This window comes from Pseudomonas sp. RIT-PI-o (genome assembly GCF_001297215.1).
GTDB classification, from domain to species: domain Bacteria; phylum Pseudomonadota; class Gammaproteobacteria; order Pseudomonadales; family Pseudomonadaceae; genus Aquipseudomonas; species Aquipseudomonas moraviensis_A.
Map to the genome: position 1 here is coordinate 248777 of NZ_LHPA01000021.1, position 25254 is coordinate 274030.

At 60.7% G+C, this 25254-nt stretch carries 25 protein-coding genes; 12 read left to right on the forward strand and 13 right to left on the reverse strand.

What is annotated here, in order from left to right:
* Nucleotides 1–46 precede the first annotated feature (46 nt).
* From AEQ63_RS12140 to AEQ63_RS12150, 3 genes are all read left to right on the forward strand, one after another.
* Entirely contained in the window at nt 47–1018 is a 972-nt protein-coding gene (locus tag AEQ63_RS12140; protein WP_042609304.1) for a TRAP transporter substrate-binding protein, read from the forward strand.
* Nucleotides 1019–1094: 76 nt separating this feature from the next.
* The gene (locus AEQ63_RS12145) at nt 1095–1622 is read left to right on the forward strand and encodes a TRAP transporter small permease (RefSeq protein WP_042609303.1); all 528 of its coding nucleotides are present in this window, start codon (nt 1095–1097) and stop codon (nt 1620–1622) included.
* A complete protein-coding gene (locus AEQ63_RS12150; protein WP_042609302.1) occupies nt 1622–2902 on the forward strand; it encodes a TRAP transporter large permease in 1281 nt (426 codons plus the stop codon). Before AEQ63_RS12145 ends, AEQ63_RS12150 begins: the two co-directional genes overlap by 1 nt.
* 113 nt (nt 2903–3015) lie before the next feature.
* On the opposite strand, the gene AEQ63_RS12155 is transcribed toward AEQ63_RS12150, so the two are convergent.
* The 3 genes from AEQ63_RS12155 to AEQ63_RS12165 form a co-directional block, all read right to left on the reverse strand.
* The gene (locus AEQ63_RS12155; RefSeq protein WP_064363566.1) at nt 3016–3816 is read right to left on the reverse strand and encodes a sulfite exporter TauE/SafE family protein; all 801 of its coding nucleotides are present in this window, start codon (nt 3814–3816) and stop codon (nt 3016–3018) included.
* A 9-nt stretch (nt 3817–3825) separates the two neighbouring features.
* Nucleotides 3826–5070, reverse strand: coding sequence for an NAD(P)/FAD-dependent oxidoreductase (locus AEQ63_RS12160; protein ID WP_064363567.1), 1245 nt, complete (start codon nt 5068–5070; stop codon nt 3826–3828).
* 165 nt (nt 5071–5235) lie between these two features.
* Nucleotides 5236–5577, reverse strand: coding sequence for an ArsR/SmtB family transcription factor (locus AEQ63_RS12165; RefSeq protein ID WP_008086967.1), 342 nt, complete (start codon nt 5575–5577; stop codon nt 5236–5238).
* A 92-nt stretch (nt 5578–5669) separates the two neighbouring features.
* Here AEQ63_RS12165 and AEQ63_RS12170 point away from each other — a divergent pair, with 92 nt between their 5' ends.
* The gene (locus AEQ63_RS12170) at nt 5670–6533 is read left to right on the forward strand and encodes an MBL fold metallo-hydrolase (RefSeq protein WP_064363568.1); all 864 of its coding nucleotides are present in this window, start codon (nt 5670–5672) and stop codon (nt 6531–6533) included.
* A gap of 84 nt (nt 6534–6617) precedes the next feature.
* Here AEQ63_RS12170 and bkdR read toward each other — a convergent pair whose 3' ends face one another.
* The gene (bkdR, locus tag AEQ63_RS12175) at nt 6618–7106 is read right to left on the reverse strand and encodes a Bkd operon transcriptional regulator BkdR (RefSeq protein WP_016775196.1); all 489 of its coding nucleotides are present in this window, start codon (nt 7104–7106) and stop codon (nt 6618–6620) included.
* A gap of 185 nt (nt 7107–7291) precedes the next feature.
* Here bkdR and AEQ63_RS12185 point away from each other — a divergent pair, with 185 nt between their 5' ends.
* The 5 genes from AEQ63_RS12185 to AEQ63_RS12205 all read left to right on the forward strand — a co-directional run bounded on the left by AEQ63_RS12185 (nt 7292) and on the right by AEQ63_RS12205 (nt 13494).
* Nucleotides 7292–8527, forward strand: coding sequence for a 3-methyl-2-oxobutanoate dehydrogenase (2-methylpropanoyl-transferring) subunit alpha (locus AEQ63_RS12185; protein ID WP_064363570.1), 1236 nt, complete (start codon nt 7292–7294; stop codon nt 8525–8527).
* 1 nt (nt 8528) lies between these two features.
* Complete coding sequence (locus AEQ63_RS12190) at nt 8529–9587, forward strand: alpha-ketoacid dehydrogenase subunit beta (RefSeq protein WP_003224000.1); 1059 nt, start codon at nt 8529–8531, stop codon at nt 9585–9587.
* Entirely contained in the window at nt 9588–10859 is a 1272-nt protein-coding gene (locus AEQ63_RS12195; RefSeq protein WP_064363571.1) for a dihydrolipoamide acetyltransferase family protein, read from the forward strand.
* Between the two features lie 7 nt (nt 10860–10866).
* Nucleotides 10867–12240 carry a dihydrolipoyl dehydrogenase gene (gene lpdA, locus AEQ63_RS12200; RefSeq protein ID WP_064363572.1) on the forward strand — a complete coding sequence of 458 codons (1374 nt, stop codon included), beginning with the start codon at nt 10867–10869 and terminating at the stop codon, nt 12238–12240.
* A gap of 234 nt (nt 12241–12474) precedes the next feature.
* Nucleotides 12475–13494 carry a branched-chain amino acid aminotransferase gene (locus tag AEQ63_RS12205; protein WP_008086978.1) on the forward strand — a complete coding sequence of 340 codons (1020 nt, stop codon included), beginning with the start codon at nt 12475–12477 and terminating at the stop codon, nt 13492–13494.
* 135 nt (nt 13495–13629) lie between these two features.
* On the opposite strand, the gene AEQ63_RS12210 is transcribed toward AEQ63_RS12205, so the two are convergent.
* The 3 genes from AEQ63_RS12210 to AEQ63_RS12220 form a co-directional block, all read right to left on the reverse strand.
* The gene (locus tag AEQ63_RS12210; protein WP_082367805.1) at nt 13630–14532 is read right to left on the reverse strand and encodes a TIGR03915 family putative DNA repair protein; all 903 of its coding nucleotides are present in this window, start codon (nt 14530–14532) and stop codon (nt 13630–13632) included.
* Nucleotides 14529–15749 (reverse strand): putative DNA modification/repair radical SAM protein, encoded by a 1221-nt coding sequence (locus AEQ63_RS12215; protein WP_064363573.1) that lies wholly within the window; start codon nt 15747–15749, stop codon nt 14529–14531. The genes AEQ63_RS12210 and AEQ63_RS12215 overlap by 4 nt, the downstream gene beginning before the upstream one ends.
* Nucleotides 15750–15861: 112 nt before the next feature.
* Entirely contained in the window at nt 15862–16614 is a 753-nt protein-coding gene (locus tag AEQ63_RS12220) for an ArsR/SmtB family transcription factor (protein WP_064363574.1), read from the reverse strand.
* Nucleotides 16615–16693: 79 nt separating this feature from the next.
* On the opposite strand from AEQ63_RS12220, the gene AEQ63_RS12225 reads away from it, so the two are divergent.
* A complete protein-coding gene (locus AEQ63_RS12225) occupies nt 16694–17803 on the forward strand; it encodes a cytochrome P450 (protein WP_064363575.1) in 1110 nt (369 codons plus the stop codon).
* 111 nt (nt 17804–17914) lie between these two features.
* On the opposite strand, the gene AEQ63_RS12230 is transcribed toward AEQ63_RS12225, so the two are convergent.
* A complete protein-coding gene (locus tag AEQ63_RS12230; RefSeq protein ID WP_064363576.1) occupies nt 17915–19234 on the reverse strand; it encodes an Nramp family divalent metal transporter in 1320 nt (439 codons plus the stop codon).
* Nucleotides 19235–19349: 115 nt separating this feature from the next.
* The gene (locus tag AEQ63_RS12235) at nt 19350–19886 is read right to left on the reverse strand and encodes a chalcone isomerase family protein (RefSeq protein ID WP_064363577.1); all 537 of its coding nucleotides are present in this window, start codon (nt 19884–19886) and stop codon (nt 19350–19352) included.
* Nucleotides 19887–20031: 145 nt separating this feature from the next.
* Here AEQ63_RS12235 and AEQ63_RS12240 point away from each other — a divergent pair, with 145 nt between their 5' ends.
* The gene (locus AEQ63_RS12240) at nt 20032–20802 is read left to right on the forward strand and encodes a hypothetical protein (protein ID WP_064363578.1); all 771 of its coding nucleotides are present in this window, start codon (nt 20032–20034) and stop codon (nt 20800–20802) included.
* 87 nt (nt 20803–20889) lie between these two features.
* Complete coding sequence (locus tag AEQ63_RS12245; protein ID WP_064363579.1) at nt 20890–21447, forward strand: hypothetical protein; 558 nt, start codon at nt 20890–20892, stop codon at nt 21445–21447.
* On the opposite strand, the gene AEQ63_RS12250 is transcribed toward AEQ63_RS12245, so the two are convergent.
* From AEQ63_RS12250 to AEQ63_RS12265, 4 genes are all read right to left on the reverse strand, one after another.
* Nucleotides 21437–22153, reverse strand: a complete 717-nt coding sequence (locus AEQ63_RS12250; protein WP_064363580.1) for an alpha/beta hydrolase — start codon at nt 22151–22153, stop codon at nt 21437–21439. The two genes, AEQ63_RS12245 and AEQ63_RS12250, sit on opposite strands and share 11 nt — an antisense overlap.
* 181 nt (nt 22154–22334) lie before the next feature.
* Nucleotides 22335–23447, reverse strand: a complete 1113-nt coding sequence (locus AEQ63_RS12255) for a succinylglutamate desuccinylase/aspartoacylase family protein (protein ID WP_042609285.1) — start codon at nt 23445–23447, stop codon at nt 22335–22337.
* Nucleotides 23448–23634: 187 nt separating this feature from the next.
* Nucleotides 23635–24414, reverse strand: coding sequence for an ABC transporter substrate-binding protein (locus AEQ63_RS12260; RefSeq protein WP_064363581.1), 780 nt, complete (start codon nt 24412–24414; stop codon nt 23635–23637).
* Nucleotides 24415–24763: 349 nt separating this feature from the next.
* Nucleotides 24764–25192 carry a rhodanese-like domain-containing protein gene (locus AEQ63_RS12265; RefSeq protein ID WP_064363582.1) on the reverse strand — a complete coding sequence of 143 codons (429 nt, stop codon included), beginning with the start codon at nt 25190–25192 and terminating at the stop codon, nt 24764–24766.
* Between the last annotated feature and the right edge of the window lie 62 nt (nt 25193–25254).

Sequence of the window (25254 nt, forward strand, 5' to 3'; positions counted from 1 at the left end):
CGCTGCGCCTTGAACACAAAAATAACAAGACTGGAGACTCACCCCCATGAACTTCAAACGCACCTTGCTCGCCGCTGCACTCCCGCTGATATTTACCCTCGCTAGCGCCGCTCAGGCACTGGAACTTAAAGTCGCCGACATCCACCCCAAGGGTTATCCAACCACGGTGGCGGAAGAAAGCATGGGCAAAATGCTGACCAAAGAGACCAACGGCGAGCTGACTTTCAAGTACTTCCCGGGCGGTGTGCTGGGTTCTGAAAAGGAAGTCATCGAGCAGATGCAAGTCGGCGCGATACAGATGTCCCGGGTCAGCCTTGGGATCGTCGGCCCTGTCGTACCGGACGTGAACGTCTTCAACATGCCGTTCATCTTCCGAGACCACCAGCACATGCGCAATGTCATCGATGGGCCGGTGGGCGATGAGATCCTCGACAAGATCACCAACTCGGAATTCGGCCTGGTGGCCCTGGCCTGGATGGACGGCGGCACGCGCAACATCTACACCAAAAAACCGGTGCGCAAGCTCGAAGACCTCAAGGGCATGAAAATTCGTGTGCAAGGCAACCCGATGTTCATCGAGATGATGAACGCCATGGGAGCCAACGGGATCGCCATGGACACCGGCGAGATCTTCAGCGCCCTGCAAACCGGCGTGATCGACGGCGCGGAAAACAACCCGCCGACCCTGCTCGAACACAACCACTTCCAGAACGCCAAATTCTACAGCCTGACCGGTCACCTGATCCTGCCAGAGCCTATCGTGATGTCGAAAATCACCTGGGAGAAACTCACTCCGGATCAACAGACACTGGTCAAGAAAGCCGCCAAGGCTGCCCAGGCTGAAGAGCGCGAGCTGTGGGACAAGAAGTCCGCTGCCAGTGAAGAAAAACTCAAGGCCGCCGGCGTCGAGTTCATCACGGTCGACAAAAAACCCTTCTACGACGCCACTGCACCGGTGCGGGCCAAGTACGGTGCGCCGTATGCCGACCTGATCAAGAAAATCGAAGCCGTTCAGTAACGCCTCCCGCTCCGTACTCATGAATAAGGCCCGGCGCGCCGGATGTTCGAGGCGCGCCCGGTTACGGTGAAACCCGATGAAGAATTTGCTGCTGCGTATCAACGACAAGATCTACATGACCTGCATCTGGGTGGCCGGCCTTTCCGTTCTGGCAGTTTCCCTGATGATTCCCTGGGGCGTGTTTGCCCGCTACGTGCTGGGTACCGGTTCGAGCTGGCCCGAGCCAACGGCCATTCTGCTGATGATCGTGTTCACCTTTATTGGCGCCGCTGCCAGCTACCGCGCCGGTGCGCACATGGCCGTGGCCATGGTGACCGACCGCATGCCGCCGCATCTGCGCCGCGCCGCGTCGATATTTTCCCAACTGCTGATGGCCCTGATCTGCATTTTCATGACGATCTGGGGATTCAAGTTGTGCATGTCCACCTGGAACCAGTTCATGGCGTCCCTGCCCACCCTGCGGGTGGGCGTGACCTATTTGCCGATTCCCGTGGGCGGTTTGCTGACCCTGGTTTTTGTCCTGGAAAAACTGTTTCTCGGTGACCAGAGCAAGCGTCGGGTCGTGCAGTTCGATCTGGTTGAAGAAAGCGAAGGTGCCGTTTAATGGACGCTCTGATTCTGCTGGGCAGTTTTATCGTATTGATCCTGATCGGCATGCCGGTCGCCTACGCCCTCGGCGCCGCCGCGCTGATCGGTGCGTGGTGGATCGACATCCCCTTCCAGGCCGTAATGATTCAAGTCGCCGGCGGGGTAAACAAGTTCTCACTGCTGGCCATTCCGTTCTTTGTCCTCGCCGGCGCGATCATGGCCGAGGGCGGCATGTCCCGGCGGTTGGTGGCGTGTGCCGGGGTGCTGGTGGGTTTCGTCCGTGGTGGCCTGTCACTGGTCAACATCGTCGCCTCGACCTTCTTCGGTGCGATCTCCGGTTCGTCGGTGGCCGACACCGCGTCGGTGGGTTCGGTGCTGATTCCGGAAATGGAGCGCAAGGGTTATCCGCGCGACTTCTCCACCGCTGTGACCGTCAGCGGTTCGGTGCAGGCCCTGCTGACCCCGCCAAGTCATAACTCAGTGCTCTACTCGCTGGCCGCAGGCGGTACCGTTTCGATCGCCTCGCTGTTCATGGCGGGCATCGTGCCGGGCTTGCTGATGAGCGCGTGCCTGATGGTGTTGTGCCTGATCTTCGCGAAAAAGCGCAACTACCCCAAGGGTGAAGTGATCCCGATGCGCCAGGCGCTGAAAATCGTCGGCGAAGCCCTTTGGGGCCTGATGGCGATGGTGATCATCCTCGGCGGTATTCTCTCCGGGGTCTTCACCGCGACCGAGTCGGCCGCCATTGCCGTGGTGTGGTCGTTCTTCGTGACCATGTTCATCTACCGCGACTACAAGTGGCGTGAACTGCCCAAGCTGATGCACCGCACCGTGCGGACGATCTCGATCGTGATGATCCTGATCGGCTTCGCCGCCAGCTTCGGCTACATCATGACCCTGATGCAGATTCCGGCGAAGATCACCACGGCGTTCCTGACCCTGTCGGACAACCGTTACGTGATCCTGATGTGCATCAACGTCATGTTGCTGCTGTTGGGCACGGTGATGGACATGGCGCCGCTGATCCTGATCCTGACGCCCATCCTGATGCCGGTGATTCTGGACATCGGCGTCGATCCGGTGCAGTTCGGCATGATCATGCTGGTCAACCTGGGGATCGGATTGATAACACCGCCCGTGGGTGCGGTGCTATTCGTCGGCTCCGCCATCGGCAAGGTCAGTATTGAAAGCACTGTGAAAGCCCTGCTGCCGTTCTACGCCGTGCTGTTCCTGGTGCTGATGCTGGTTACCTACATTCCGGCTCTGTCGCTGTGGCTGCCGCACCTGGTGTTGTAACAATGTGACTGTGGCGGGGGGGTTGCTCCCCCCCGGGCGCGCAGCGGGCGCCCTTTTAAAAAAGGCCTGGTGCGCCGGCCCGCGGGGGGAAACACCCTCGCCCCAGAAGTGTTTCAGGTCCGAAAAAGCATGCAGGCTGCCACCACCAGACAGACACTGGCAAACCCCACCTGCAACGCCCGCGCCGGCACCCGTGCGCACAGCCTGCGGCCGATGATCATGCCGACGATGCTCGCGACGATGAACGCGGCGCCCTGGCTATCGATGCGTACGCCCGCATGCAACGAGCCGATCACCCCGATCGCTGAAATCAGACTGATCACCATCAACGATGTCGCAACAATTCCACGCATCTGCACATCGGTCAGTTGCTTGAACGCCGGCACGATCAGGAACCCGCCACCGACGCCAAGCAATCCCGAGACCACACCGGTAATCGCCCCCAGTGCGGCGAGAGTTGCGGTGCATTTGGCGGTCCAGTCGAAGCGCCCGGTCTGCTCGTTGAGCATGCAGTTCTTCTGGCCCCAACTGGCATGCCCGTGATCGCTCGGCCCCGCTTGCTGACGGTCTCTTCTGAACATTCGCCAGGCAACCATGACCATCAGCAGGCTGAACAGGATCATCAGAACCTTCTCCGGCAACTGATGCGCGAAGTAGATTCCCAGCGGCGAAAACACCGCGCCCAGGGCCGCAATCAATAGCGCCGCGCGGTAACGGACCAGGCCATGGCGCAAACCATCGATTGCCCCGACCGCTGCCGCGCTGCCGACCGCAAACAAGGCCACCGGCGCCGCTTGCGTCATCGTCCAGCCAAGCCCGAGCACCAGCGCCGGCACCGCGAGAATCCCGCCGCCCGCGCCGGTCAGACCGAGCACCAACCCCATCACCACGCCAAACAGACTTGCCAGCAACATAGGGTTTTCTCAGTCGACCCTGGACAGACGCGTTAGCCACTCGCGGCCCTTGAGCATGCCGTGCCAGTAGAACCACGGCAGCAGCGTCGCTTTCAGCCACCACGCCGACCGCCGCGGCACGGTCGGGTCGAGCGGGAAGGTCGGCAGCAGTTTGCCGGCATAGCCGAACTCGGCAAGGATCACCTTGCCCTTCTCCACCGTCAGCGGGCACGAGCCGTAGCCGTCGTACTTCAGCGGCAGCGGCTGTTGTTTGCGCGCGGCCAGGAGGTTTTGCGCAACGACGACAATCTGCTTGCGCACCGCCGCTGCAGTTTTCGCGTTGCTGGTGCCGCAGATATCGCCGAGTGCGAACACTTCGGGATAACGCGGATGTTGCAGGCTGTGCGGGTTGACTTCGCACCAGCCGGCGGCGTCGGCCAGAGCGCTTTGCGCGATGAAGTCCGGCGAAACCTGCGGCGGCACGACGTGGAGCAGATCGAAGCTTTTCGCCTCGCGGGTGACGTTGCCGTCGGCGTCCTTGATCTCGAACCACGCGGTTTTTGCCGGGCCGTCGACCTTGACCAGATTGGAGTTGAAGGCCAGTTGCGCGTTGTACTGTTCGATGTACTTCATCAGCGGCGGGACGAAGGTCGGCACGCCAAACAGCGCGGCCCCGGCCAGGTTGAATTCAACCTTGATGTTGCGCAGCACCCCGGATTTGCGCCAGTGATCGCAGGAGAGATACAGGGCTTTTTGTGGCGCGCCGGCGCATTTGATCGGCATCGCCGGCTGGGTGAACAGCGCCCGGCCATCGCGCAGTTTCTGCACTTGATCCCAGGTGTACCGGGCATGTTGGTAGCTGTAGTTCGAGGTGACACCGTGCTGGCCGAGGCTTTCCTGCAAGCCTTCGATTCTCTCCCAGGCCAGGCGCAGGCCGGGACAGACGATCAGATTCTGGTAGCTGACGGTGCGCTGATCATCGAGGGTGAGTTGACGCTGAGCCGGGTCAATGGCGCTGACGCTCGCCTGAATCCACGTTGCCTGACGCGGCATGACTTTGCTCATCGGCCTGACGGTGTCTTTCACATCAAATGCGCCACCGCCAACCAGCGTCCAGGCCGGTTGGTAGTAGTGCTGTGAACTGGGCTCGATGACTGTGACGTTGAGGTGCGGGTCACGCTTGAGCAGACTGGCGACAAAACCGATGCCGGCCGTCCCGCCGCCGATGACCACGATGTCCGCACTGATGGATGGGCCCCAGTGTTGATCGTTCATTGCTTGTTCCTTTTGCTGCACGCAAGGATTTCTCAGCCTTCACACAAAACCCCTGTAGGAGTGAGCCTGCTCGCGAAAGCGGTGTACCAGCCGACATCTTCATTGACTGTTTCACCGCTATCGCGAGCAGGCTCACTCCTACAAGGGGCGTGTGAGGGCTGGCATTTATGGCTGTTCCCAGCTCTTGAGTACCGCTCCGCAATAGAGCCCCGAGAGGGTTTTCATCACCTGAATCACCTCATGACTCGCCAGGCCATAGAAAATGTACTTGCCTTCACGGCGGGTCGCGACCAGCCCTTCGTCACGCAAAATGCCCAGCTGCTGGGACAGCGTCGGCTGGCGTACGCCGGTCATGGTTTCCAGTTCGCCGACATTGCGTTCGCCCTGGGTCAGTTGACAGAGAATCAGCAGGCGATCCTCATTGGCCAGGGCCTTGAGCAGCGCGCAGGCTTTGGAGGCCGAGGCACGCAGTTGGGCGACTTCACATTCGGTCAGACTGGATTGCATTTGCACGAGGCCTTGAAGGTCACTTAAGCTGCGAACATTATGTTTTTACATAAAGTGTTGCAACCCGAAATTCCCCAGCACAGGTTTTTGCCATGCCCGCCCTGATTGAAGCGTTCCTCGACCCCGCCTCTTCGACCTACAGCTACGTGGTCTATGAAGCCGACGGCGGACACTGCGCAATCGTTGACCCGGTGCTCGATTACGACGGCGCCGCCGGGCGCACCGGCACCGAGCAGGCGGACAGGATCATCGCCTTCGTCCGTGCGCACCGGCTGCAGGTGCAATGGCTGCTGGAAACCCACGCCCATGCCGATCACCTGTCCGCTGCGCCGTACTTGCGTCGCGAGCTGGGCGGCAAGATCGCCATCGGCGAATCGATCAGCAAGGTGCAGAATGTGTTCAAGGCGCTGTTCAACCTCGAGCCGGAATTTCGTATCGACGGCTCGCAGTTCGATCACCTGTTTGCGCCGAACGAGTCGTTCATGATCGGCAACCTCAAGGCCACCGCCCTGCACGTCCCCGGCCATACCCCAGCGGACATGGCTTACGTGATCGACGGCGAACAGATCCTCGTTGGTGACACGCTGTTCATGCCCGACGTCGGCACCGCGCGCTGTGATTTCCCCGGTGGCAATGCCCAGCAATTGTTCAGGTCGATCCAGAAGTTGCTGGCTTTTCCGGCCGGCGTGAAGCTTTACGTGTGTCACGATTACCCGCCTGAAGGGCGCGCTTCGCAGTGCCAGACCACGGTCGGCGAACAGCGCAAAAGCAATATTCATGTGCATGACGGGATTGACGAAGCCGCGTTCGTCGAGATGCGTACCCAGCGTGATGCCGGATTGGGCATGCCGACGTTGCTGCTGCCGGCGATTCAGGTGAACGTGCGGGCGGGGAATATGCCAACGGCGGAAGACAACGGCGTGGTTTACCTGAAGATCCCGCTCAACAAACTTTAACGTCAAAAGATCGCAGCCTTCGGCAGCTCCATTTGGAATACGGTGCAAATGTAGGAGCTGCCGAAGGCTACGATCTTTTGATCTTCAGTTTCCCAACGTCAATCCATTAGCCGGCAACGGCAACGCGGTTTTATAACGCACCTGCTTCAGCGCAAAGCTCGAACGAATATTCGCCACGCCGGGAACCTTGGTCAGAAAATCCATCATGAAGCGCTCCAGCGACTGGATGCTTGGCACCAGCACGCGGATCAGGTAGTCCGGGTCGCCCGCCATCAGATAACACTCCATCACCTCGGGCCGATCGGAGATCGCTTCCTCGAAATGCTGCAGCGCCTCCTCCACCTGTTTCTCCAGGCTGACGTGAATGAACACGTTCACGTGCAGCCCCAGCAGGTCGGCATCCAGCAGCGTGACCTGTTCGCGAATCAGGCCCAGTTCCTCCATCGCCTTGACCCGGTTGAAGCATGGCGTCGGTGACAGATTCACCGAACGGGCGAGGTCGGCATTGGTGATGCGCGCATTCTCCTGAAGGCTGTTGAGAATGCCGATGTCGGTACGGTCCAGTTTGCGCATGAGACAAAACCACCTGTTTTTTATGTTTATGCAGAATTTCTATCTGCAAATGGTCGCCAGCGCAACGAAACACAGAGAAATATTCTTCTTGCCCGCGCCTATGATTGTTGTAGGACAAGATTTCCTCTACCCAGGAATGACTGCCAGCTCACTACAAGAAATTCACAAGATCGAGCGTAGAAGCCATGACCCAAGCGTATGAACCGCTGCGCCTGCACGTCCCTGAACCCTCGGGCCGTCCCGGCTGTAAAACCGACTTTTCCTACCTGCATCTGACCGATGCCGGTACGGTGCGCAAACCTCCTGTCGATGTAGAACCTGCTGACACCGCCGACCTGGCCCGTGGCCTGATTCGCGTGCTCGACGACCAGGGCAACGCCCTCGGCCCATGGGCTGAAAACGTGCCGGTCGAGATCCTGCGCAAAGGCATGCGCGCGATGCTCAAGACGCGCATCTACGACAACCGCATGGTCGTCGCCCAGCGGCAGAAAAAGATGTCGTTCTACATGCAGAGCCTTGGCGAGGAAGCCATCGGCAGCGCTCAGGCTCTGGCGCTGAACATCGACGACATGTGCTTCCCGACCTACCGCCAGCAAAGCATCCTCATGGCGCGCGAGGTGCCGCTGGTCGACCTGATCTGCCAGTTGCTGTCCAACGAGCGCGATCCGCTCAAGGGCCGCCAGTTGCCGATCATGTACTCGGTCAAGGACGCCGGGTTCTTCACCATTTCCGGCAACCTCGCCACCCAGTTCATTCAGGGCGTCGGCTGGGGCATGGCCTCGGCGATCAAGGGCGATACGAAAATCGCCTCGGCGTGGATCGGTGACGGCGCCACCGCCGAATCGGACTTCCACACCGCCCTCACCTTCGCTCACGTCTATCGCGCGCCGGTGATCCTCAACGTCGTGAACAACCAGTGGGCGATCTCGACCTTCCAGGCCATCGCTGGCGGTGAAGCCACCACCTTCGCCGGGCGCGGCGTCGGTTGCGGCATCGCCTCGCTGCGGGTCGATGGCAATGATTTCTACGCGGTCTACGCGGCTTCCGCCTGGGCTGCCGAACGCGCCCGGCGCACCCTCGGCCCGACCATGACCGAATGGGTCCCCTACCGCGCCGGCCCGCCCTCGACCTCCGACGATCCATCCAAATCCCGCCCTGCCGATGACTGGAGCCACTTCCCCCTTGGCGATCCGATCGCGCGTCTGAAACAGCACCTGATCAAGGCCGGCCACTGGTCGGAGGAAGAACACGCCGCCGTCAGCGCCGAACTCGAAGCCGAAGTGATTGCCGCGCAGAAACAGGCCGAACAGTACGGCACCCTCGCCGGCGGCCAGATCCCGAGCGCCGCGACCATGTTCGAAGACGTCTACAAAGAGATGCCGGAGCACTTGAAGCGCCAGCGTCAGCAGTTGGGGATCTGACATGAACGATCACAACAACAATATTCAGTTGGAAACCGCCATGACCACGACCACCATGACCATGATCCAGGCCCTGCGCTCGGCCATGGATGTGATGCTTGAGCGCGATGACAACGTCGTCGTCTTCGGGCAGGACGTCGGTTACTTCGGCGGCGTGTTCCGCTGCACCGAAGGCCTGCAGACCAAGTACGGCACCTCGCGGGTGTTCGACGCGCCGATTTCGGAAAGCGGCATCGTCGGCGTGGCCGTCGGCATGGGCGCCTACGGACTGCGTCCGGTCGCCGAAATCCAGTTCGCCGACTACGTCTACCCTGCCTCCGACCAGATCATTTCCGAAGCGGCGCGTCTGCGTTATCGCTCGGCCGGCGAGTTCACCGCACCGATGACCCTGCGCATGCCCTGCGGCGGCGGCATCTATGGCGGCCAGACTCACAGCCAGAGCATCGAGGCGATGTTCACTCAGGTCTGCGGTCTGCGCACCGTCATGCCATCCAACCCGTATGACGCCAAAGGCCTGCTGATCGCCTCCATCGAAAACGATGACCCGGTGATCTTCCTTGAGCCGAAACGCCTGTACAACGGCCCGTTCGACGGCCACCACGATCGCCCGGTAACCCCGTGGTCGAAACACCCCCAAGCCCAGGTGCCGGACGGTTATTACACCGTGCCGCTGGACGTTGCCGCGATCACTCGCCCGGGCAAGGACGTGACGGTGCTGACCTATGGCACCACCGTGTATGTCTCGCAAGTCGCTGCCGAAGAGTCCGGCGTCGATGCCGAAGTCATCGACCTGCGCAGCCTGTGGCCGCTGGATCTGGAAACCATCGTCAAGTCGGTGAAGAAAACCGGTCGCTGCGTGGTGGTTCACGAAGCCACGCGCACCTGCGGTTTCGGCGCCGAGCTGGTGTCGCTGGTGCAAGAGCATTGCTTCCATCACCTGGAAGCGCCGATCGAGCGCGTCACCGGTTGGGACACCCCCTACCCGCACGCGCAGGAGTGGGCGTATTTCCCAGGGCCGTCCCGAGTGGGCGCGGCGTTGAAACGGGTCATGGAGGTCTGAATGGGCACGCACGTTATCAAGATGCCGGACATCGGCGAAGGCATCGCAGAAGTAGAACTGTCGCAGTGGCACGTCAAGGTTGGCGACCTGGTCGTAGAAGATCAGGTGCTGGCGGACGTGATGACCGACAAGGCGATGGTCGATATCCCGTCGCCAGTACATGGCAAAGTCATTGCCCTCGGCGGTCAGCCGGGTGAAGTGATGGCAGTCGGCAGTGTGCTGATCAGCATCGAGGTCGAGGGGGCTGGCAATCTTAAAGAGTCCGCCGCACCTGTTGTCGATAAAGAGCCTGTCACGCCGAAAGTTGAAGCCGTTGTTGTTGAGAGCAAACCTGCTGCAGCCGCGCCGCGCCCTGCGCCTGTTTGCCAAGGCCCGATGGTTGCTCGCGAAGCAGACGAACGCCCCCTCGCATCGCCCGCCGTGCGCAAACATGCGCTGGATCTGGGTATTCAATTGCGTCTGGTGCGCGGCTCCGGCCCGGCCGGTCGTGTGCTGCACGAAGACCTTGAGGCCTATCTGGCGCAAGGTCAGTCGAACGCTTCGGCACCCGTTGCCGCCGCGTACGCTCAACGTAATGACGAAGAACAGATTCAAGTCATAGGCATGCGCCGCAAGATTGCTCAGCGCATGCAGGACGCCACGCAACGTGCCGCGCACTTCAGCTACGTCGAGGAAATCGACGTCACCGCAATCGAAGAACTGCGCGCTCATCTGAATGAGAAGCACGGCACCAGCCGTGGCAAGTTGACCTTGCTGCCGTTCCTCGTCCGCGCTCTGGTTGTGGCCCTGCGCGACTTCCCGCAGATGAACGCCCGTTATGACGACGAAGCCCAGGTCATCACTCGCCTCGGCGCGGTGCATGTTGGTGTCGCCACACAAAGCGATGTTGGCTTGATGGTGCCGGTCGTGCGTCACGCCGAAGCCCGCAGCCTGTGGGACAGTGCCACGGAGATTTCACGTTTGGCCAACGCCGCGCGCAATGGCAAGGCCAGCCGCGATGAGCTGTCCGGTTCGACTATCACCCTGACCAGCCTCGGCGCATTGGGCGGTATTGTCAGCACGCCGGTGCTGAACCTGCCGGAAGTGGCCATCGTCGGTGTGAACAAAATCGTCGAGCGGCCCATGGTGGTCAAAGGCCAAGTGGTGATCCGCAAGATGATGAACCTCTCCAGCTCGTTCGATCACCGCGTGGTCGACGGCATGGACGCGGCACTCTTCATCCAGGCCATTCGTGGCTTGCTCGAACAACCTGCCACTTTGTTTGTGGAGTAAGGCGCGCATGCAATCTCTGAACACTACGCTGCTGATCATCGGCGGCGGCCCCGGCGGTTACGTTACGGCGATCCGCGCCGGGCAACTGGGCATTCCGACCATTCTGGTCGAAGGCCAGTCGTTGGGCGGTACCTGCCTGAACGTCGGCTGCATTCCGTCGAAGGCGCTGATTCACGTGGCTGAGCAGTTTCAGCAGACGCAGCATCACAGCCAGCATTCGGCGTTGGGCATCAATGTTTCCGCGCCGACCCTCGACATCAGCAAAAGCGTCGAGTGGAAGGACGGTATCGTTGATCGCCTGACCACTGGCGTCGCTGCGTTGCTGAAGAAGAACAAGGTTCAGGTCGTCAACGGTTGGGCGAAAATCATCGACGGCAAAACCGTGGAAGTCGGCGATACGCGCATTCAGTGTGAGCATCTGGTGCTGGCCACCGGTTCGACCAGCGTCAACCTGCCGATCCTGCCGATTGGCGGGCCGATCATCTCCTCCACCGAAGCGCTGGCGCCGACGTCTGTACCGAAACGCCTGATCGTGGTCGGCGGCGGTTACATCGGTCTGGAGCTGGGCATTGCTTATCGCAAGCTCGGCGCCGAGGTCAGTGTGGTCGAGGCGCAGGACCGTATCTTGCCCGCTTACGATGCTGAACTGACGCAACCGGTGCATGACGCATTGAAGCAACTGGGCGTGAAGCTGTATCTGAAACACAGCGTGCTGGGTTTCGACGGCACGTTGCAGGTGCGCGATCCGCAAGGCGAAACCCTGAATCTGGAAACCGATCAGGTGCTGGTCGCGGTCGGTCGCAGGCCCAACACCCAGGGCTTCAATCTCGAAGCGCTGAATCTGGACATGAACGGTTCGGCCATCAGGATCGACAGCCGCTGCCAGACCAGCATGCGCAACGTCTACGCCATTGGCGACGTGAGCGGCGAACCGATGCTCGCTCACCGCGCCATGGCCCAGGGCGAGATGGTTGCCGAGCTGATCAGCGGCAAAAGCCGTGAATTCAATCCGACCGCGATCGCCGCCGTGTGCTTTACCGACCCGGAACTGGTGGTAGTCGGCAAGACCCCCGACGAAGCCGCCGTAGCCGGGCTGGACTGCATTGTTTCCAGCTTTCCGTTCGCTGCCAATGGTCGGGCGATGACCCTGGAATCGAAAAGCGGCTTCGTGCGTGTGGTCGCGCGTCGCGACAACCATGTGATTGTCGGCTGGCAAGCGGTGGGCGTTGGCGTGTCGGAATTGTCGACGGCATTTGCGCAAAGCCTGGAAATGGGCGCGCGGCTGGAAGACATCGGCGGCACCATCCATGCCCATCCGACCCTGGGTGAGGCGGTGCAGGAAGCGGCGTTGCGTGCGTTGGGGCATGCGCTGCACCTGTAAGCGTTGGTGGAATTGATGGCCCCATCGCGAGCAGGCTCACTCCTACATTCTGGAATGCATTCCCCTGTAGGAGCGAGCCTGCTCGCGAATTCCTGAGGCTGACGCGGTCTATCTGTCGCTCATCCGATAGTCCGGGCTGCGAAACCGCTCAAGAATGAAGTATTGTTGTGCCCATCCAAAAAAACGTCAGAAGCCTTGAACCGTTTCGGCGGTTGTTCAGTGATAGAGGGTGTCATGGGTAACGAAAGCATCAATTGGGACAAGCTGGGTTTTGACTACATCAAGACCGACAAGCGCTATCTGTCGTACTTTCGCGATGGCGAGTGGGACAAAGGCACCCTGACCGAAGATAACGTGCTGCACATCAGCGAAGGCTCCACCGCCCTTCACTATGGTCAGCAGTGCTTCGAAGGCATGAAGGCCTATCGCTGCAAGGACGGTTCGATCAACCTGTTCCGTCCGGACCAGAACGCCCTGCGCATGCAACGCAGCTGCGCGCGCCTGCTGATGCCGACGGTCGACACCGAGCAGTTCATCGAAGCCTGCAAAGCCGTGGTTCGCGCCAACGAGCGTTTCATCCCGCCGTACGGCACCGGCGGCGCGCTGTACCTGCGTCCGTTCGTGATCGGCGTGGGTGACAACATCGGCGTGCGCACCGCGCCCGAGTTCATCTTCTCGATCTTCTGCATTCCGGTCGGCGCCTACTTCAAGGGCGGCCTGACTCCGCACAACTTCCAGATCTCCAGCTACGACCGCGCGGCCCCACAAGGCACCGGCGCGGCCAAGGTCGGTGGCAACTATGCCGCCAGCCTGATGCCAGGCTCGAAAGCCAAGAAAGCCAACTTCGCTGACGCGATCTACCTCGATCCGATGACCCACACCAAGATTGAGGAAGTCGGTTCGGCCAACTTCTTCGGGATCACCCACGACAACAAGTTCATCACCCCGAACTCGCCGTCGGTGCTGCCAGGCATCACCCGCCTGTCGCTGATCGAACTGGCGAAATCGCGCCTGGGCCTGGAAGTGGTTGAAGGCGACGTGCTGATCGACAAGCTGTCGGACTTCAAGGAAGCCGGTGCCTGCGGTACCGCTGCCGTGATCACGCCGATTGGCGGCATCAGCTACAACGATCACCTGCATGTGTTCCACAGCGAAACCGAGGTGGGCCCGGTGACCCAGAAGCTCTACAAAGAGCTGACTGGCGTGCAGACCGGCGACATCGAAGCGCCTGCGGGCTGGATCGTCAAGGTTTGATCTGACGACTGCGGATGCTCAAAAGCCCTCCACCGAGTGATTGGTGGGGGGCTTTTTTGATTGTGGTTGTTGGTTTTGTTTGTGTAAGGCTGGAGATCTTTTGTGCTTTTCAAAACCCCAGTTCGACGCGAACTTTCAAGTCGGTGTAGTACGGGAGAACACCTCGGTCGGCCCCCTCTCCCTCTGGGAGAGGGCTGGGGTGAGGGCTTGCTTTTGATTTTTGGCGGCAATGCGTTTGCCCGAGCGACTCGAAATCCCGCTCGCCTGCCCATTCTGCTGCTTGCCCATTCGCGCCTGGGTAATCAATCCCGGGATCAACTCACCCTCCGGCAGATTCTTCCAGAACCGCACTGGCAGATGCCCTTGCATGACCTTCGGATTCAACCGTGCTGGATTGAAGATGTGGCTGTAGTAGGTCAACCACAAATCGCCATGGGGGTCGTCGACGTTCTGCGCCAGTTGCTGCCATTCGATCGGGCACTGCCGCTCGTGAATCAATTGCTCACCGTCGTAATACACACCGTCGCGCGGCGTGGCGATCAACCAGCGATGCTGGCCCATTCGCCCGATGAAGTGCTCGCTGGCGCTGTGCAAAATGTCATGCGCCGGTTCGTGCCACGCCACATATTGCGGCCCGGGCAGATCCTTTGGGCGTTCGATGAAACGCACAAAGGCATGCAGATGATGGGCCTCGCGGCTGACCTGCTTGATGCGTCGCTGCAACTCACTGCCAAGCTTGTCGCCGGCCATCATCGCCGTGCGGTCGCCATGGCTGACGCGCCATAGCACTTCATACAACAGGCTCCAGCGTTGCTCGCCGCGATAGCGCGCCGCCTGTTCGAGGGTGTCGAGCAGCGCGCGCGGAATACGCGCCTGAAACGGCCCATGGCCTTCGGGCACCTGTTCATCACTGGCAAACAGATCACCCACCCCTTCCGCCGCCCAGCTCACCAGACTGGGATCGACTTCATGGCTGAGCAACCAGCGCGCCTGCTGCCGCCACGTTTCGAAGAGATCGTCACAATCCAGACTGATCATCCCCACAACCCCATCTGCTGCGGCATCGGCCGGTCGCGCAATTGCTGATAGAGCATGTGGCTGGTGACTTCCGCCTGCTGCGGGTGATAGTCACTGGTGATGATGAACGGCTTGGCCTTGGCCAGCACACAACGCATTCGCGCCACGTCTTCGTAACGGATCCGCCGCTGACGACGCAGCTCGACCAGGCGTTCGGTGGTGCGCAAGCCGATGCCGGGAATCCGCGCGATCAGCGACGCATCGGCATGGTTCAGGTCCAGCGGGAACACCTCGCGATTCTCCAAGGCCCAGGCCAGCTTGGGATCGATGTCGAGCGCCAGGTTTCCCGGGCCTTTGAGCAGTTCGTCCGCGCGATAGCCGTAGCTGCGCAGGAGGAAATCGGCCTGATACAAGCGATGCTCGCGCATCAGCGGCGGCGCGGCGAGCGGTACGCTTTTCGGGCTGTCGGGGATCGGGCTGAACGCCGAATAATAGACCCGCCGCAGGCTGAAGTTGCCATACAGCGATTGGGCGCTGTGGAGGATGGTGCTGTCATCGGTGTCATCGGCACCGACGATCAGTTGGGTACTTTGCCCGGCCGGTGCGAACCTGGCCGAGCGCGGCTCGTTCAATACGGTCTGCACGCCAGTGTAGATGGTGTTCATCGCTTGTTTGATCGAAGTGATGTCTTTCTCCGGCGCCAGAGTTTGCAGGCTGGCATCGGTGGGCAATTCAATGTTGACGCTGAGGCGATCAGCGTACCGCCCCGCTTCCTCGATCAAGGCAGGATCGGCTTCCGGAATGGTCTTGAGATGGATATAGCCGCGAAACTCGTGCTCTTCACGGAGCAACTTCGCCACCCGCACAAGTTGTTCCATGGTGTAGTCGGCCGAGCGGATGATCCCGGAGCTGAGAAACAGGCCGCTGACGCAGTTGCGCCGGTAGAAATCCATGGTCAGCGTGACGACTTCTTCAGGGGTGAAGCGCGCACGCGGCACATCGCTGGAACGGCGATTGACACAATACTGGCAATCGTAAAGACAGAAGTTGGTCAGCAAAATCTTCAACAACGACACACAGCGCCCGTCCGGCGTATAGCTGTGGCAAATGCCCATGCCGTCCGTCGAACCGAGCCCGCTCTTGCCCTCGGAGTTGCGCTTGGGCGCACCGCTGCTGGCGCAGGAGGCGTCGTACTTGGCGGCGTCGGCGAGGATGCTGAGCTTGTCAATGATTTGCATGGCACGGACTCTTTACTGTGTGCATATACAGTATAGGCTCGACCGCCGTGAAACAAGCCGATGGATGACCCCTCGTCGGCTGCCAGTGAATCCTGTGGGATGGTGGTGACAGTCACGAGGTATGAAACCCCTCAGAACGCAAAGGCTGCGATCTTTTGATCTGCCCGTCCAACGGCAACTCAAAGCCGAAACGCGCACTGATCTCCTTGCGCCCCACCGCCGTCAACGCCAGCGCCCGACTGTCCAGATCCTGCGTCACCCATTTGCGCTTCAGCGCCGTTTGCAACAAGGCCGCGCCCAGCGAGCCACCGAGATGCGGGCGGCGCATGCTCCAGTCGAGGCACGGGCAGGCAAACTTGCGGCGCAGAGTCGTCAGGTCCCGCACTTCGATACCCAGCCCGAGAAACAACGCCTCGCCACTGTCGCTCAGGCGATACGCCCGCTCGTCGGTTTGCACCAGCCAACCGCCTGCAATCAAGCGGTCATGCAACAACACCGCCAGCGTTCCGGCCATGTGGTCATAGCACGTGCGGGCGAATTGCAGGCGATCCGGGGTGTGCGCCTTGAACGTCGGCGCAGCATTCTGGCCAATCACCATCAACGCTTCCAGCGCTTGCGCCACCCGCTGATCGGCAAGGCTGTAATAGCGATGACGGCCCTGCACATGCAGGCGCACCAGTGCCAGATCCTTGAGTTTCGCCAGGTGCGCACTGGCGGTCGAGGCGCTGACTTCGGCGATCGTCGCCAATTCGGTGCTGGTGCGGGCGTGGCCGTCCATCAGCGAACAGAGGATTTTCGTTCGCGCCGGCTCGGCGATGGCGGCGGCCACTTGGGAAACGCCGATGTCCTGATGTTCTGCGTGCATAGTTCGCTCCCGGACGAATCGTCGCCTGCAAGGACTGCAGATAGTAGCAACACTTTCTCTGCTGACAAGGCTGCCAACCATGGACCCGCTCCGCGCTGCGACTCACGCCGATCCCTATCCTTACTATTCAGAGCTGCGTGCGGGCGGCGGACTGGCCTTTAACGAGGATTTGCAACTGTGGGTTGCCAGCAGCGCGCGGGCGGTGTGTGCGGTGCTGGCGCACGCCGATTGCCGGGTGCGCCCGGTGCAGGAACCGGTGCCTCAAGCCATTGCCCAAGGTCCGGCCGGCGAGGTGTTCGGCCGACTGATGCGCATGAATGACGGCGAGCGCCAGCGCTGCCCACGCTCGGCCATCGAACCGGCGCTGGGGCTGATCGATCAGAGCGAGGCAGGTGAGCTGGTTGCTGCCCGACTGTTCACAGCGGATGCCGACGGTTTGTACAACGCAATGTTTCGCGGCCCGGTCGCCGTGGTCGCAACGTCGCTCGGCTTCACGCCGGCGCAGAGCCGGACGATCAGCGAACTGACTGCCGATTTCGTCGCGTGCCTGTCACCGTTGAGCAATGACCTGCAACTCGCCGCCGCGCATGCTGCCGCAACGCAGTTGCGCGGTTATTTCATCGAATTGTTGGCCGATCCCGACATGAACAGCGCGCTATTGCAGGGGATCACCCAACGTTTCGATGGCGATCAAGATACATTGATCGCCAACCTCATCGGCCTGTGCTCGCAGACCTTCGAAGCCTGCGCCGGCCTGATCGGCAATGCGTTGGTAACGTTGCAGCGCCAGCCTGAATTACATGCAACACCGATAGAGAATCTATTGGCGGAAGTTCAGCGCTTCGACCCGCCCGTACAGAACACCCGACGCTTTGTTGCTGCCCCATGCGAAATCGATGGCGTGCGGCTTGAAGCGGGTGATGCAGTTCTCCTGCTGTTGGCCGCAGCCAATCGCGATCCGGCGCTGAATGAACGGCCGGAGGAGTTCGTGCCGCAGCGCGCCAACCGTCGAAGTTTCAGTTTTGGCAGTGGTCGGCATCAGTGTCCGGGGCAAGCGTTGGCGATGAGTATTGCCGGGGCGACTTTGAATCAAATCCTTGCCAGCAGCCTTGGTCTGAATAGCCTGAGCTGGGATTACAGGCCATCGCTCAATGGCCGGGTTCCACTGTTCATCATTAGCGGCGGCTGATGATCAGTCTTCGCGAGCAGGCTCGCTCCCACATTGGCCCAGTGATGAACTCAACATTGTGGGAGCGAGCCTGCTCGCGAAGAGGCCAAAACATCCACCGCAACTCAACAATCAAACCGCCCACTGCAAGATCAACCAACTGTTCGCCCCACTGATCAACACAAACAGCCCCCACGCCAGCACCCGGGTTGGCCAGCGATTCACAAACGGCCCCATCAGCTGTCTATCGTTGGTCATGCGGATCAACGGATACAAGGCAAACGGCAGTTGCAGGCTGAGCACTACCTGGCTCAATACCAGCAACTTGCCGATCGCGTTATCGCCCATCAGCCACACGCCGATAAAAGCCGGAATCAGCGCCAGCCCGCGAGTGATCAAACGCCGCTGCCAGCACGGGATGCGCAGGTTCAAATAGCCCTCCATGATCACCTGCCCGGCGATGGTCCCGGTGAAGGTCGAACTCTGTCCGGACGCGAGCAGCGCCACGCCGAACAACACACTTGCCAGCGCACCGCCGACCAGCGGATCGAGCAAGTGATAGGCGTCCTGAATGTCGACCACATCGGTGTGCCCGGACTGGTGAAACGCCGCCGCTGCGAGAATCAAAATCGCCGCATTGACCAGCAGCGCCAGGGCCAGCGAACCGATGGTGTCGATGCGCGCCAGTTTCACCGCATCCTGCTTGCTCGCCAGATCCTTGCCGATCATTCGCGTCTGCACGATCGAGGTGTGCAGGTAAAGGTTATGCGGCATGACGGTGGCGCCGAGGATGCCAATGGCCAGATACAGCGGTGCGGCATCGCCGATGGCCGACAGCGAAGGATTGAAGCCTTGCGCCACGTCCGGCCAGTAAGGTTTGATCAGCAACAGCTCAACGAAAAAACACACGCCGATGGTCGCGACCAGTACCAGCATGATCGCTTCGAGCCGGCGGAAACCACGGTTCTGCAGGGCCAGCACCAGCAGTGTGTCGAACGCGGTCAGGGCGATGCCGAAAGTCAGCGAACAGCCGAGCAGCAAGTGAAACGCGAGTGCGCAGCCAAGCACTTCGGCGAGGTCGGTGGCGATGATCGAGATTTCCGCCAGCCCCCATTGCAGGCGTGCGGTCGGCGTGCTGTAGCGCTCGCGGGACAGTTGCGCCAGATCGCGGCCGGTGGCGATGCCCAGCCGCGAGCACAGGCACTGCACCACCATGCCAGCCAGACTCGCCAACAGCACCACGAACAAAAGACTGTAACCAAAACGCGAACCGGCCTCGATCGCGGTGGCCCAGTTGCCCGGATCCATGTAGCCGATCGACACCAGCAAACCGGGGCCGGCAAAACGCAGCACGCGCTTGAAGAATGAAGCAGTGGGATCGACCGCGACACTGCCGGCCACTTCCGGCGGGCAAAACGGCGCAGTGGCGATTTTGGGCAAGCTGAATTTCACGCACACATCCAGAAACAAACACGGGAGCCCGGCAGCTTAGTCGTTTCGAACAAAGCGTTGAAGAGCAAAAGATCGCAGCTGGCGGCGCCCGCATGTGGAATGCGATCTTCTGATCTTATTGACTCACGCCCAACAACTGCTCGCGCAACTCAGGACTGCGCGTACGCGGATCCAGCCAGATATCAAAAAACGCCTTGGCAAATTGCGGATCTTCGATTTCATGCTGAAGCTTCTGACCGATAAAAAATCGCGCACCCTGCCCCGGCAGATACACGCCGGTAATACGCGTGCCGGCCTGCACATCGACGAACGATTGCTGCATCTGCACCTGCCAGTCGGCCAGTTGCGCCGGACTGACGCGGGGGCCGCCAAGGCGTTTGATTTCGTCGACGCTGGTGCTGACCAGATCATCGCGCGAGATCGCCCGGCGGTAGATCAGCTCCAGGGCAAAGGGCTGGCCGGCCGCCAGCGGACGCGCGGCACTCCACAGGCGTGCGCTGTAGACATCGAAGCCGAACACACTGAAATCGCCGCTGCCGATGATCTGCGCACCGGGCACGGCGTCTTGCCAACTGGCCCATGTCGGTGTCAGCAGTAGCGCCCACAAGCCAATGCCACAGCAGCCACGGACGAGCTTCGGTGTCCTGTTCATCGCCGTTTTGTCTCCGCGCGTCGTGATGCTCCAAGCATAGCCGGATTCACGCCTGAAATTTTGTATACAAAGTTTGCAAACATCGGCAGCAATCTTGTCGGCGCAGTGCTAACGTGGCTCACCCTGACCCGACGGAGACACCCGCGTGCTGATTCTCAAACTGCTGCTGATTCCCGGTTTCCTCCTGCTGATTTCTCTGGCGGGCAAGCGCTGGGGCCCGAGCGTGGCGGGGTGGCTGTCGGGGTTGCCGGTGGTGGTCGGGCCGATTCTGTTTTTCCTCGCCATCGAACAAGGCCCGCAGTTCGCTGCGCAATCCGCGGTGGCGGCGCTGTCGGCAATGTTCGCGATGATTGCCTTCTGCATCACCTATGCGCAGGTCGCGCAACGCGCCAACTGGCCGTGGGCACTTACGATTTCGCTGGCGGTTTGGGGCGTGCTGGCGGCGGTGTTATCGGTGATTCCGGGGTCCTTGCCGTTCTCGGTGATTGCTGCGGCGGTAGCACTGCTGGCATCGCCTTACCTGTTTCCTGAAGTGCAACCCGTATTGAACGGGCCGGCGCCGAAATCGGACAAACTGATCTGGCGGATGATTGCCGGCGCGGCGCTGACGCTGGTAGTGACGCTGCTCGCCAGCACCGTTGGCGAACGCTGGAGCGGCCTGCTCGCGGTATTCCCGGTGCTCGGCAGCGTCATGGCGGTGTTCTCGCAACAAACCCGCGGCCCAGCGTTTACCGCCGCGTTACTGCGCGCAACGGCGACCGGCATGTATTCGTTTTCGGCATTCTGCCTGGTGTCGGCATTGACGTTGCCAAGCATGGGCCTCAGCGGTTTTGCCGTAGGCGTGGCGGTTTCGGTCGCGATGCTGGGAGTGACCCGGCGTCTGCTGGCGCGGACAGTGGCCAGGGCGCAAGCGTAATAACCGTCCGGACGAATCGCGCTGGAATCCCCGGCACGCTCCATGGGATGATCGCCCGCCTCGCGCGACCAATTCCCGGAGATTCAGATGTCATTGTTGAGCAAAAAAGCCGTCATCCTGATGTTGGCGGCCGTCGCCGGATTCGGTGCGATCAGTGCGCAAGCAGCCAAGGAAAAAGGCAAAACCGAGAAGGTCTCGATGCTCGACGGCAAGTTTGCCTTTGTCCTGCCCAAAGGCTTTGTCGCCGACCCGCTGCCCGCCAGCCCGAGCGGGGCCAAGGGCACGATGTACACCAATCAGGCGACCAAAACCGTGGTCATCGCCGCGGAAAACCAGATCCCCGCAGGGCAGAACGTCAAGAATAACGACAGTGAATTCCTCGACGGCAGCGTGTCGAGCTTCATCGACGATCAGCGCAAGGCGCTGCCGGACTTCAACAAGCTCAGCGAAAAAAGCCTGACCCAGAAAGGCACCGGCCTTGGCCTGCGCCAGGTTGACAGCACCGCCACCCAGGGCGGTGGCCAGACGCTGAACACCACGCTACTGGCCGGCTCAGGGACGAAGATGGCGCTGGTGCAGGTGATTTCCCGCGCCAGCGACAAGAAGACTCACGATGCCTTGGTCAAAGCCATCGTCAAGGATTGAGCCGCTGCAACCAGCCATTCAGATCGCGCAATTCGGCCGCACTGATGCTGTGGCCGACGCCCGGATAAGCGTGAAACTCGGGCTGGTAATCGAGTTTCTGCAGTAGCGCGTTGGCCTCGGTGCCATGGCGGTAAGGCACCGGATCATCGGCGGTGCCGTGGCCGATAAAGATGCTCAGCGGCAGCGGCGCCTGTCCGGGCTTGAGTTCGGCCTTGAGCACCGGCAACAAGCGCCCGCTCAACGCGGCAAAGCCGCCCACGGCCGCTGGCGCGCGCAGGCCCACTTCGTAGCTCATCATCGCGCCCTGGCTGAAGCCGATCAGGTACACCTTGTCCGGCGCGGCGTGATATTTCTTCGCCGCCTGAGCGATAAAGTCGCGCAGCTTCTGGCCGCTGACCTTCAGATCATCGGTCTCGCCGTTGTAGGCACCGTCGCCCTTCTTGCGAAACCACTGGTAACGTCCTTCACCCCGACTCATCGGCGCACGCACGGAAAGGTAGTTGTACTGCGCCGGCAGCTGAAATTTCATACCGATCAGATCGGCCTCGTTACTGCCATAACCGTGCAGGAAAATCACCAGCGGACGCGGCTCGGCATCGGCGTGGACCTGTTCGAGGTATTTGAGCGGCAGGTCGGATTGCAGGGTGGTTTGGGCGTGGACGGCGGTGGATGCGAGCAGCGTTAGCAGGACGAATAGTTTCAGCATGGAGCGTTCCTTCACAGAGTGTCGGGTTCGCGGGGGAGCCTAACATCCTCGGCGGAGGATCCAAATTTTGTGGTGTGGCTGATGGCCCTTTCGCGAGCAGGCTCGCTCCTACATTTGGAATGCGTTCCCCCTGTAGGAGTGAGCCTGCTCGCGATGAGGCCATTGAAGCCGACGGAAATCCTCAGTCGTTGGTCAACTTGCCGGTACGAAACGGCACCCGCCCCGCCACTTTCGCCTGCCAGATCCCCGGTTCGGTATACCGCCCGCGATCAATCGCAAACAGCACCCCGCTGGTGCCGGCGCGCACGGTGGTCACGCGATCCTGCAATGGATCAACGACCTCGAACAGCGCATCGCCCTGCTCTACCCATTCACCGGCGTTGCGCAAGAAACTCACTACGCCGTGGTGCGGGGCGAACAGGTATTCGGTGCCTTCGAACGGCAGGCCTTCACAGCACTCGTTCGGGGCTGCTGGCCATTCGCCGCTGATGAAGCCCTGCTCGGCGAGAAAGCCGAGAATCGCTTCGCAGTTGGCCCGGGCCTGATCGACACGGGTGTCGCCCATGCTGCCCAGCTCCAGCGTGGTTGCCAGGTTCGCCGCCGGGATCGCCGCATGCGGGAATGCTTTAGCCAGACGCAACCAAGGCGTCGAGCAAGATTCATCGAACGAGCTGCCGCCGGAATCCTCGCACAGCAACGCCACACCCGCCTTCAGCCGCGCCGCCAGTGGTTGCCACTGCGGCCAGTGTTGCGGCAGCGCGTACAGGTGAATGGCAGCGTCGAAGTCGCAATGCAGATCGAGGGTGATGTCGGCGTCGCAGGCGTGGCGCAGCAATAAGCGATGCAAGGCTTCCAGTTGAGATTTGGCCGCCGGCAACTCGTCAAAGACCTGAGCCATGGCCTCGCGGATCAACGCGACGTTGGCCTCGGCATCCGCACCGAGCCGCTCCCCTGCCAGCGCTGCCACCGGGGCGCTGAGCTCGACGAACGCGCGGTTGAAATTCTTGCCGCTGCCCAGCTCGAAGCGGCCCATGTGATTGCCTTGCAGATGCTGATCAAGGCCGATCGGATTGGCCACCGGCACCAGTTCGATGACGCCCTGCAAGCGGCCCTGCTGTTCCAGCTCGCTCAGGCGCAGCTTGAGTTCCCACGCAGTGCGCATGCCCGGCAGCTCGTCGGCATGCAGGCTGGCCTGGATGTACACCTTACGGCTGCCGGCGCCATAGCGGAACACGCTGAGAGAGCGCTCGCTGCCCAAATGGCTCCAGGGCAGAACGTGGTCGATGCGTTGCATGGGAAATCTCCGATTTTTCTGTAGGAGCTGCCGAAGGCTGCGATCTTTTGATCTTGTTTTTTACAAGCAAAGTCAAAAGATCGCAGCCTTCGGCAGCTCCTACATGGCAAATATGAACGCAGGATAAATCATGGGTGCAAAAAAAGTGGCCTCCGCGCAAACGGGGCCACTTTTTTCTTACGGCTTATTAATGGCCGTACACGTCAAAGTCGAAGTACTTGTCCTGGACTTTCTTGTACTCGCCATTGGTGCGGATTTCGGTGATGGCCTTGTTGAACTGCTCAGCCAGTGCGGTATCGCCCTTGCGCACGGCAATGCCGGCACCGCCGCCGAAGTACTTGGCGTCTTCATAGGTAGGGCCGACGAATTCGAAGCCTTTGCCGGCGTCGGTTTTCAGGAAGCCGTCGCTGAGGTTGACCGAGTCGGCCAGCATCGCGTCGATACGCCCGGACACCATGTCGAGGTTGGCTTCCTGCTGCGAGCCGTAGCGCACCAGTTCGATCCCGGCCGGAACCAGCACTTCTGTGGCGTAGCGGTCGTGGGTGCTGGCGCGCAGCACGCCGACTTTCTTGCCCTTGAGCTCGGTCAGCGGGTCTTTGACGCCGGAGCCTTCCTTCATCACGAAGCGCGCCGGGGTGTGGTAGTACTTGATGGTGAAATCGACGTTTTTCTTGCGATCGTCAGTGATGGTCATCGACGACAGAATCGCGTCGATCTTTTTCACTTTCAGAGCCGGGATCAGACCATCGAACTCTTGCTCGACCCACGTGCATTTGACCTTCATCTGCGCACACAGCGCGTCGCCGATGTCCACGTCGAAACCGGTGAGTTTGCCGTCAGGGGTTTTCATCGAGAATGGCGGGTATCCGGCTTCGATGCCGATGCGGATCGGCTTGGCATCATCGGCCACAGCGGTCAGGGACAACATCGACAGTGCCAAGGCACCGAACATCACTAGCTTTTTCATTTATTACTCCCGTGCGGAGGCTTTTATTGGCAGCTTTCGATTCAGCGTTCGGTCATGGCGTTCTAACAGCAAAAACCGAAGTGGCCGGCAGTCTATGGCGACGCGCACGGGGGCAATTGTTTTTAAGCGACAAATACTTACAGAACATCGGCGCACGCATTGACGGGGGTCAAGGCGTGCGCCGTGGTGGTGCGAAGGCTGTAGGACAAGACTGTTTTCAGAGCAAGAAACGCTGATCCTCCCCGTAGGAGCTGCCGAAGGCTGCGATCTTTTGATCTTGATCGTCCCCACGCAGAGCGTGGGAACAATCGTCAAAAGATCGCAGCCTCCGGCAGTTCCTGCACAGGGATCAGCATTCGCAGGCGACAGGTGTCTTGGCGACTGACGCCGCGCTCAGTTTGAAGCCTTCATCCAACCATCCGGTAACGCCGCCGATCATCTCTTTCACCGGGTAATCCAGTGCGGCCAGTTTCACCGCCGCCTTGTTCGCGCCATTGCAATGCGGCCCGGCGCAATAGACCACGAACAACGTGTTTTTCGGGTAATCGGCCAAGCGTTCCGCCGTGAGCAAGCGTGTCGGGATATTGATCGCGCCAGGCACATGCCCGCGCTCGAACGCCAATGGACCGCGCACATCCACCAGAACAAAATCGACCTCGCCGGCCTCGTGGCTGCTGAATACGTCGGAACAATCGGTTTCGAAGGTCAGACGATTGCTGAAATGCATCAGGGCAATCGCCGAAGGTGCGGCGGGGGTGTCGCGAACCAGGCTGGGCATGTTGTGTTGCTCCTTTGTCTGTGAGGGGTGAACAGACTTTATCGAGACGGCGCTTACCGCTA

What these genes read in the sequence shown, in the direction of transcription:
- AEQ63_RS12140 (WP_042609304.1), top strand. Translation starts at nt 47, where the DNA reads ATGAACTTCAAACGCACCTTGCTCGCCGCTGCACTCCCGCTGATATTT.
- lpdA (WP_064363572.1), top strand. Translation starts at nt 10,867, where the DNA reads ATGCAATCTCTGAACACTACGCTGCTGATCATCGGCGGCGGCCCCGGC.
- AEQ63_RS12190 (WP_003224000.1), top strand. Translation starts at nt 8,529, where the DNA reads ATGAACGATCACAACAACAATATTCAGTTGGAAACCGCCATGACCACG.
- AEQ63_RS12265 (WP_064363582.1), bottom strand. Translation starts at nt 25,192, where the DNA reads ATGCCCAGCCTGGTTCGCGACACCCCCGCCGCACCTTCGGCGATTGCC.
- AEQ63_RS12220 (WP_064363574.1), bottom strand. Translation starts at nt 16,614, where the DNA reads ATGCACGCAGAACATCAGGACATCGGCGTTTCCCAAGTGGCCGCCGCC.
- AEQ63_RS12160 (WP_064363567.1), bottom strand. Translation starts at nt 5,070, where the DNA reads ATGAACGATCAACACTGGGGCCCATCCATCAGTGCGGACATCGTGGTC.
- AEQ63_RS12235 (WP_064363577.1), bottom strand. Translation starts at nt 19,886, where the DNA reads ATGAACAGGACACCGAAGCTCGTCCGTGGCTGCTGTGGCATTGGCTTG.
- AEQ63_RS12225 (WP_064363575.1), top strand. Translation starts at nt 16,694, where the DNA reads ATGGACCCGCTCCGCGCTGCGACTCACGCCGATCCCTATCCTTACTAT.
- AEQ63_RS12155 (WP_064363566.1), bottom strand. Translation starts at nt 3,816, where the DNA reads ATGTTGCTGGCAAGTCTGTTTGGCGTGGTGATGGGGTTGGTGCTCGGT.
- AEQ63_RS12195 (WP_064363571.1), top strand. Translation starts at nt 9,588, where the DNA reads ATGGGCACGCACGTTATCAAGATGCCGGACATCGGCGAAGGCATCGCA.
- AEQ63_RS12185 (WP_064363570.1), top strand. Translation starts at nt 7,292, where the DNA reads ATGACCCAAGCGTATGAACCGCTGCGCCTGCACGTCCCTGAACCCTCG.
- AEQ63_RS12245 (WP_064363579.1), top strand. Translation starts at nt 20,890, where the DNA reads ATGTCATTGTTGAGCAAAAAAGCCGTCATCCTGATGTTGGCGGCCGTC.
- AEQ63_RS12150 (WP_042609302.1), top strand. Translation starts at nt 1,622, where the DNA reads ATGGACGCTCTGATTCTGCTGGGCAGTTTTATCGTATTGATCCTGATC.
- AEQ63_RS12255 (WP_042609285.1), bottom strand. Translation starts at nt 23,447, where the DNA reads ATGCAACGCATCGACCACGTTCTGCCCTGGAGCCATTTGGGCAGCGAG.
- AEQ63_RS12215 (WP_064363573.1), bottom strand. Translation starts at nt 15,749, where the DNA reads ATGCAAATCATTGACAAGCTCAGCATCCTCGCCGACGCCGCCAAGTAC.
- AEQ63_RS12250 (WP_064363580.1), bottom strand. Translation starts at nt 22,153, where the DNA reads ATGCTGAAACTATTCGTCCTGCTAACGCTGCTCGCATCCACCGCCGTC.
- AEQ63_RS12165 (WP_008086967.1), bottom strand. Translation starts at nt 5,577, where the DNA reads ATGCAATCCAGTCTGACCGAATGTGAAGTCGCCCAACTGCGTGCCTCG.
- AEQ63_RS12260 (WP_064363581.1), bottom strand. Translation starts at nt 24,414, where the DNA reads ATGAAAAAGCTAGTGATGTTCGGTGCCTTGGCACTGTCGATGTTGTCC.
- AEQ63_RS12205 (WP_008086978.1), top strand. Translation starts at nt 12,475, where the DNA reads ATGGGTAACGAAAGCATCAATTGGGACAAGCTGGGTTTTGACTACATC.
- AEQ63_RS12210 (WP_082367805.1), bottom strand. Translation starts at nt 14,532, where the DNA reads ATGATCAGTCTGGATTGTGACGATCTCTTCGAAACGTGGCGGCAGCAG.
- AEQ63_RS12170 (WP_064363568.1), top strand. Translation starts at nt 5,670, where the DNA reads ATGCCCGCCCTGATTGAAGCGTTCCTCGACCCCGCCTCTTCGACCTAC.
- AEQ63_RS12145 (WP_042609303.1), top strand. Translation starts at nt 1,095, where the DNA reads ATGAAGAATTTGCTGCTGCGTATCAACGACAAGATCTACATGACCTGC.
- bkdR (WP_016775196.1), bottom strand. Translation starts at nt 7,106, where the DNA reads ATGCGCAAACTGGACCGTACCGACATCGGCATTCTCAACAGCCTTCAG.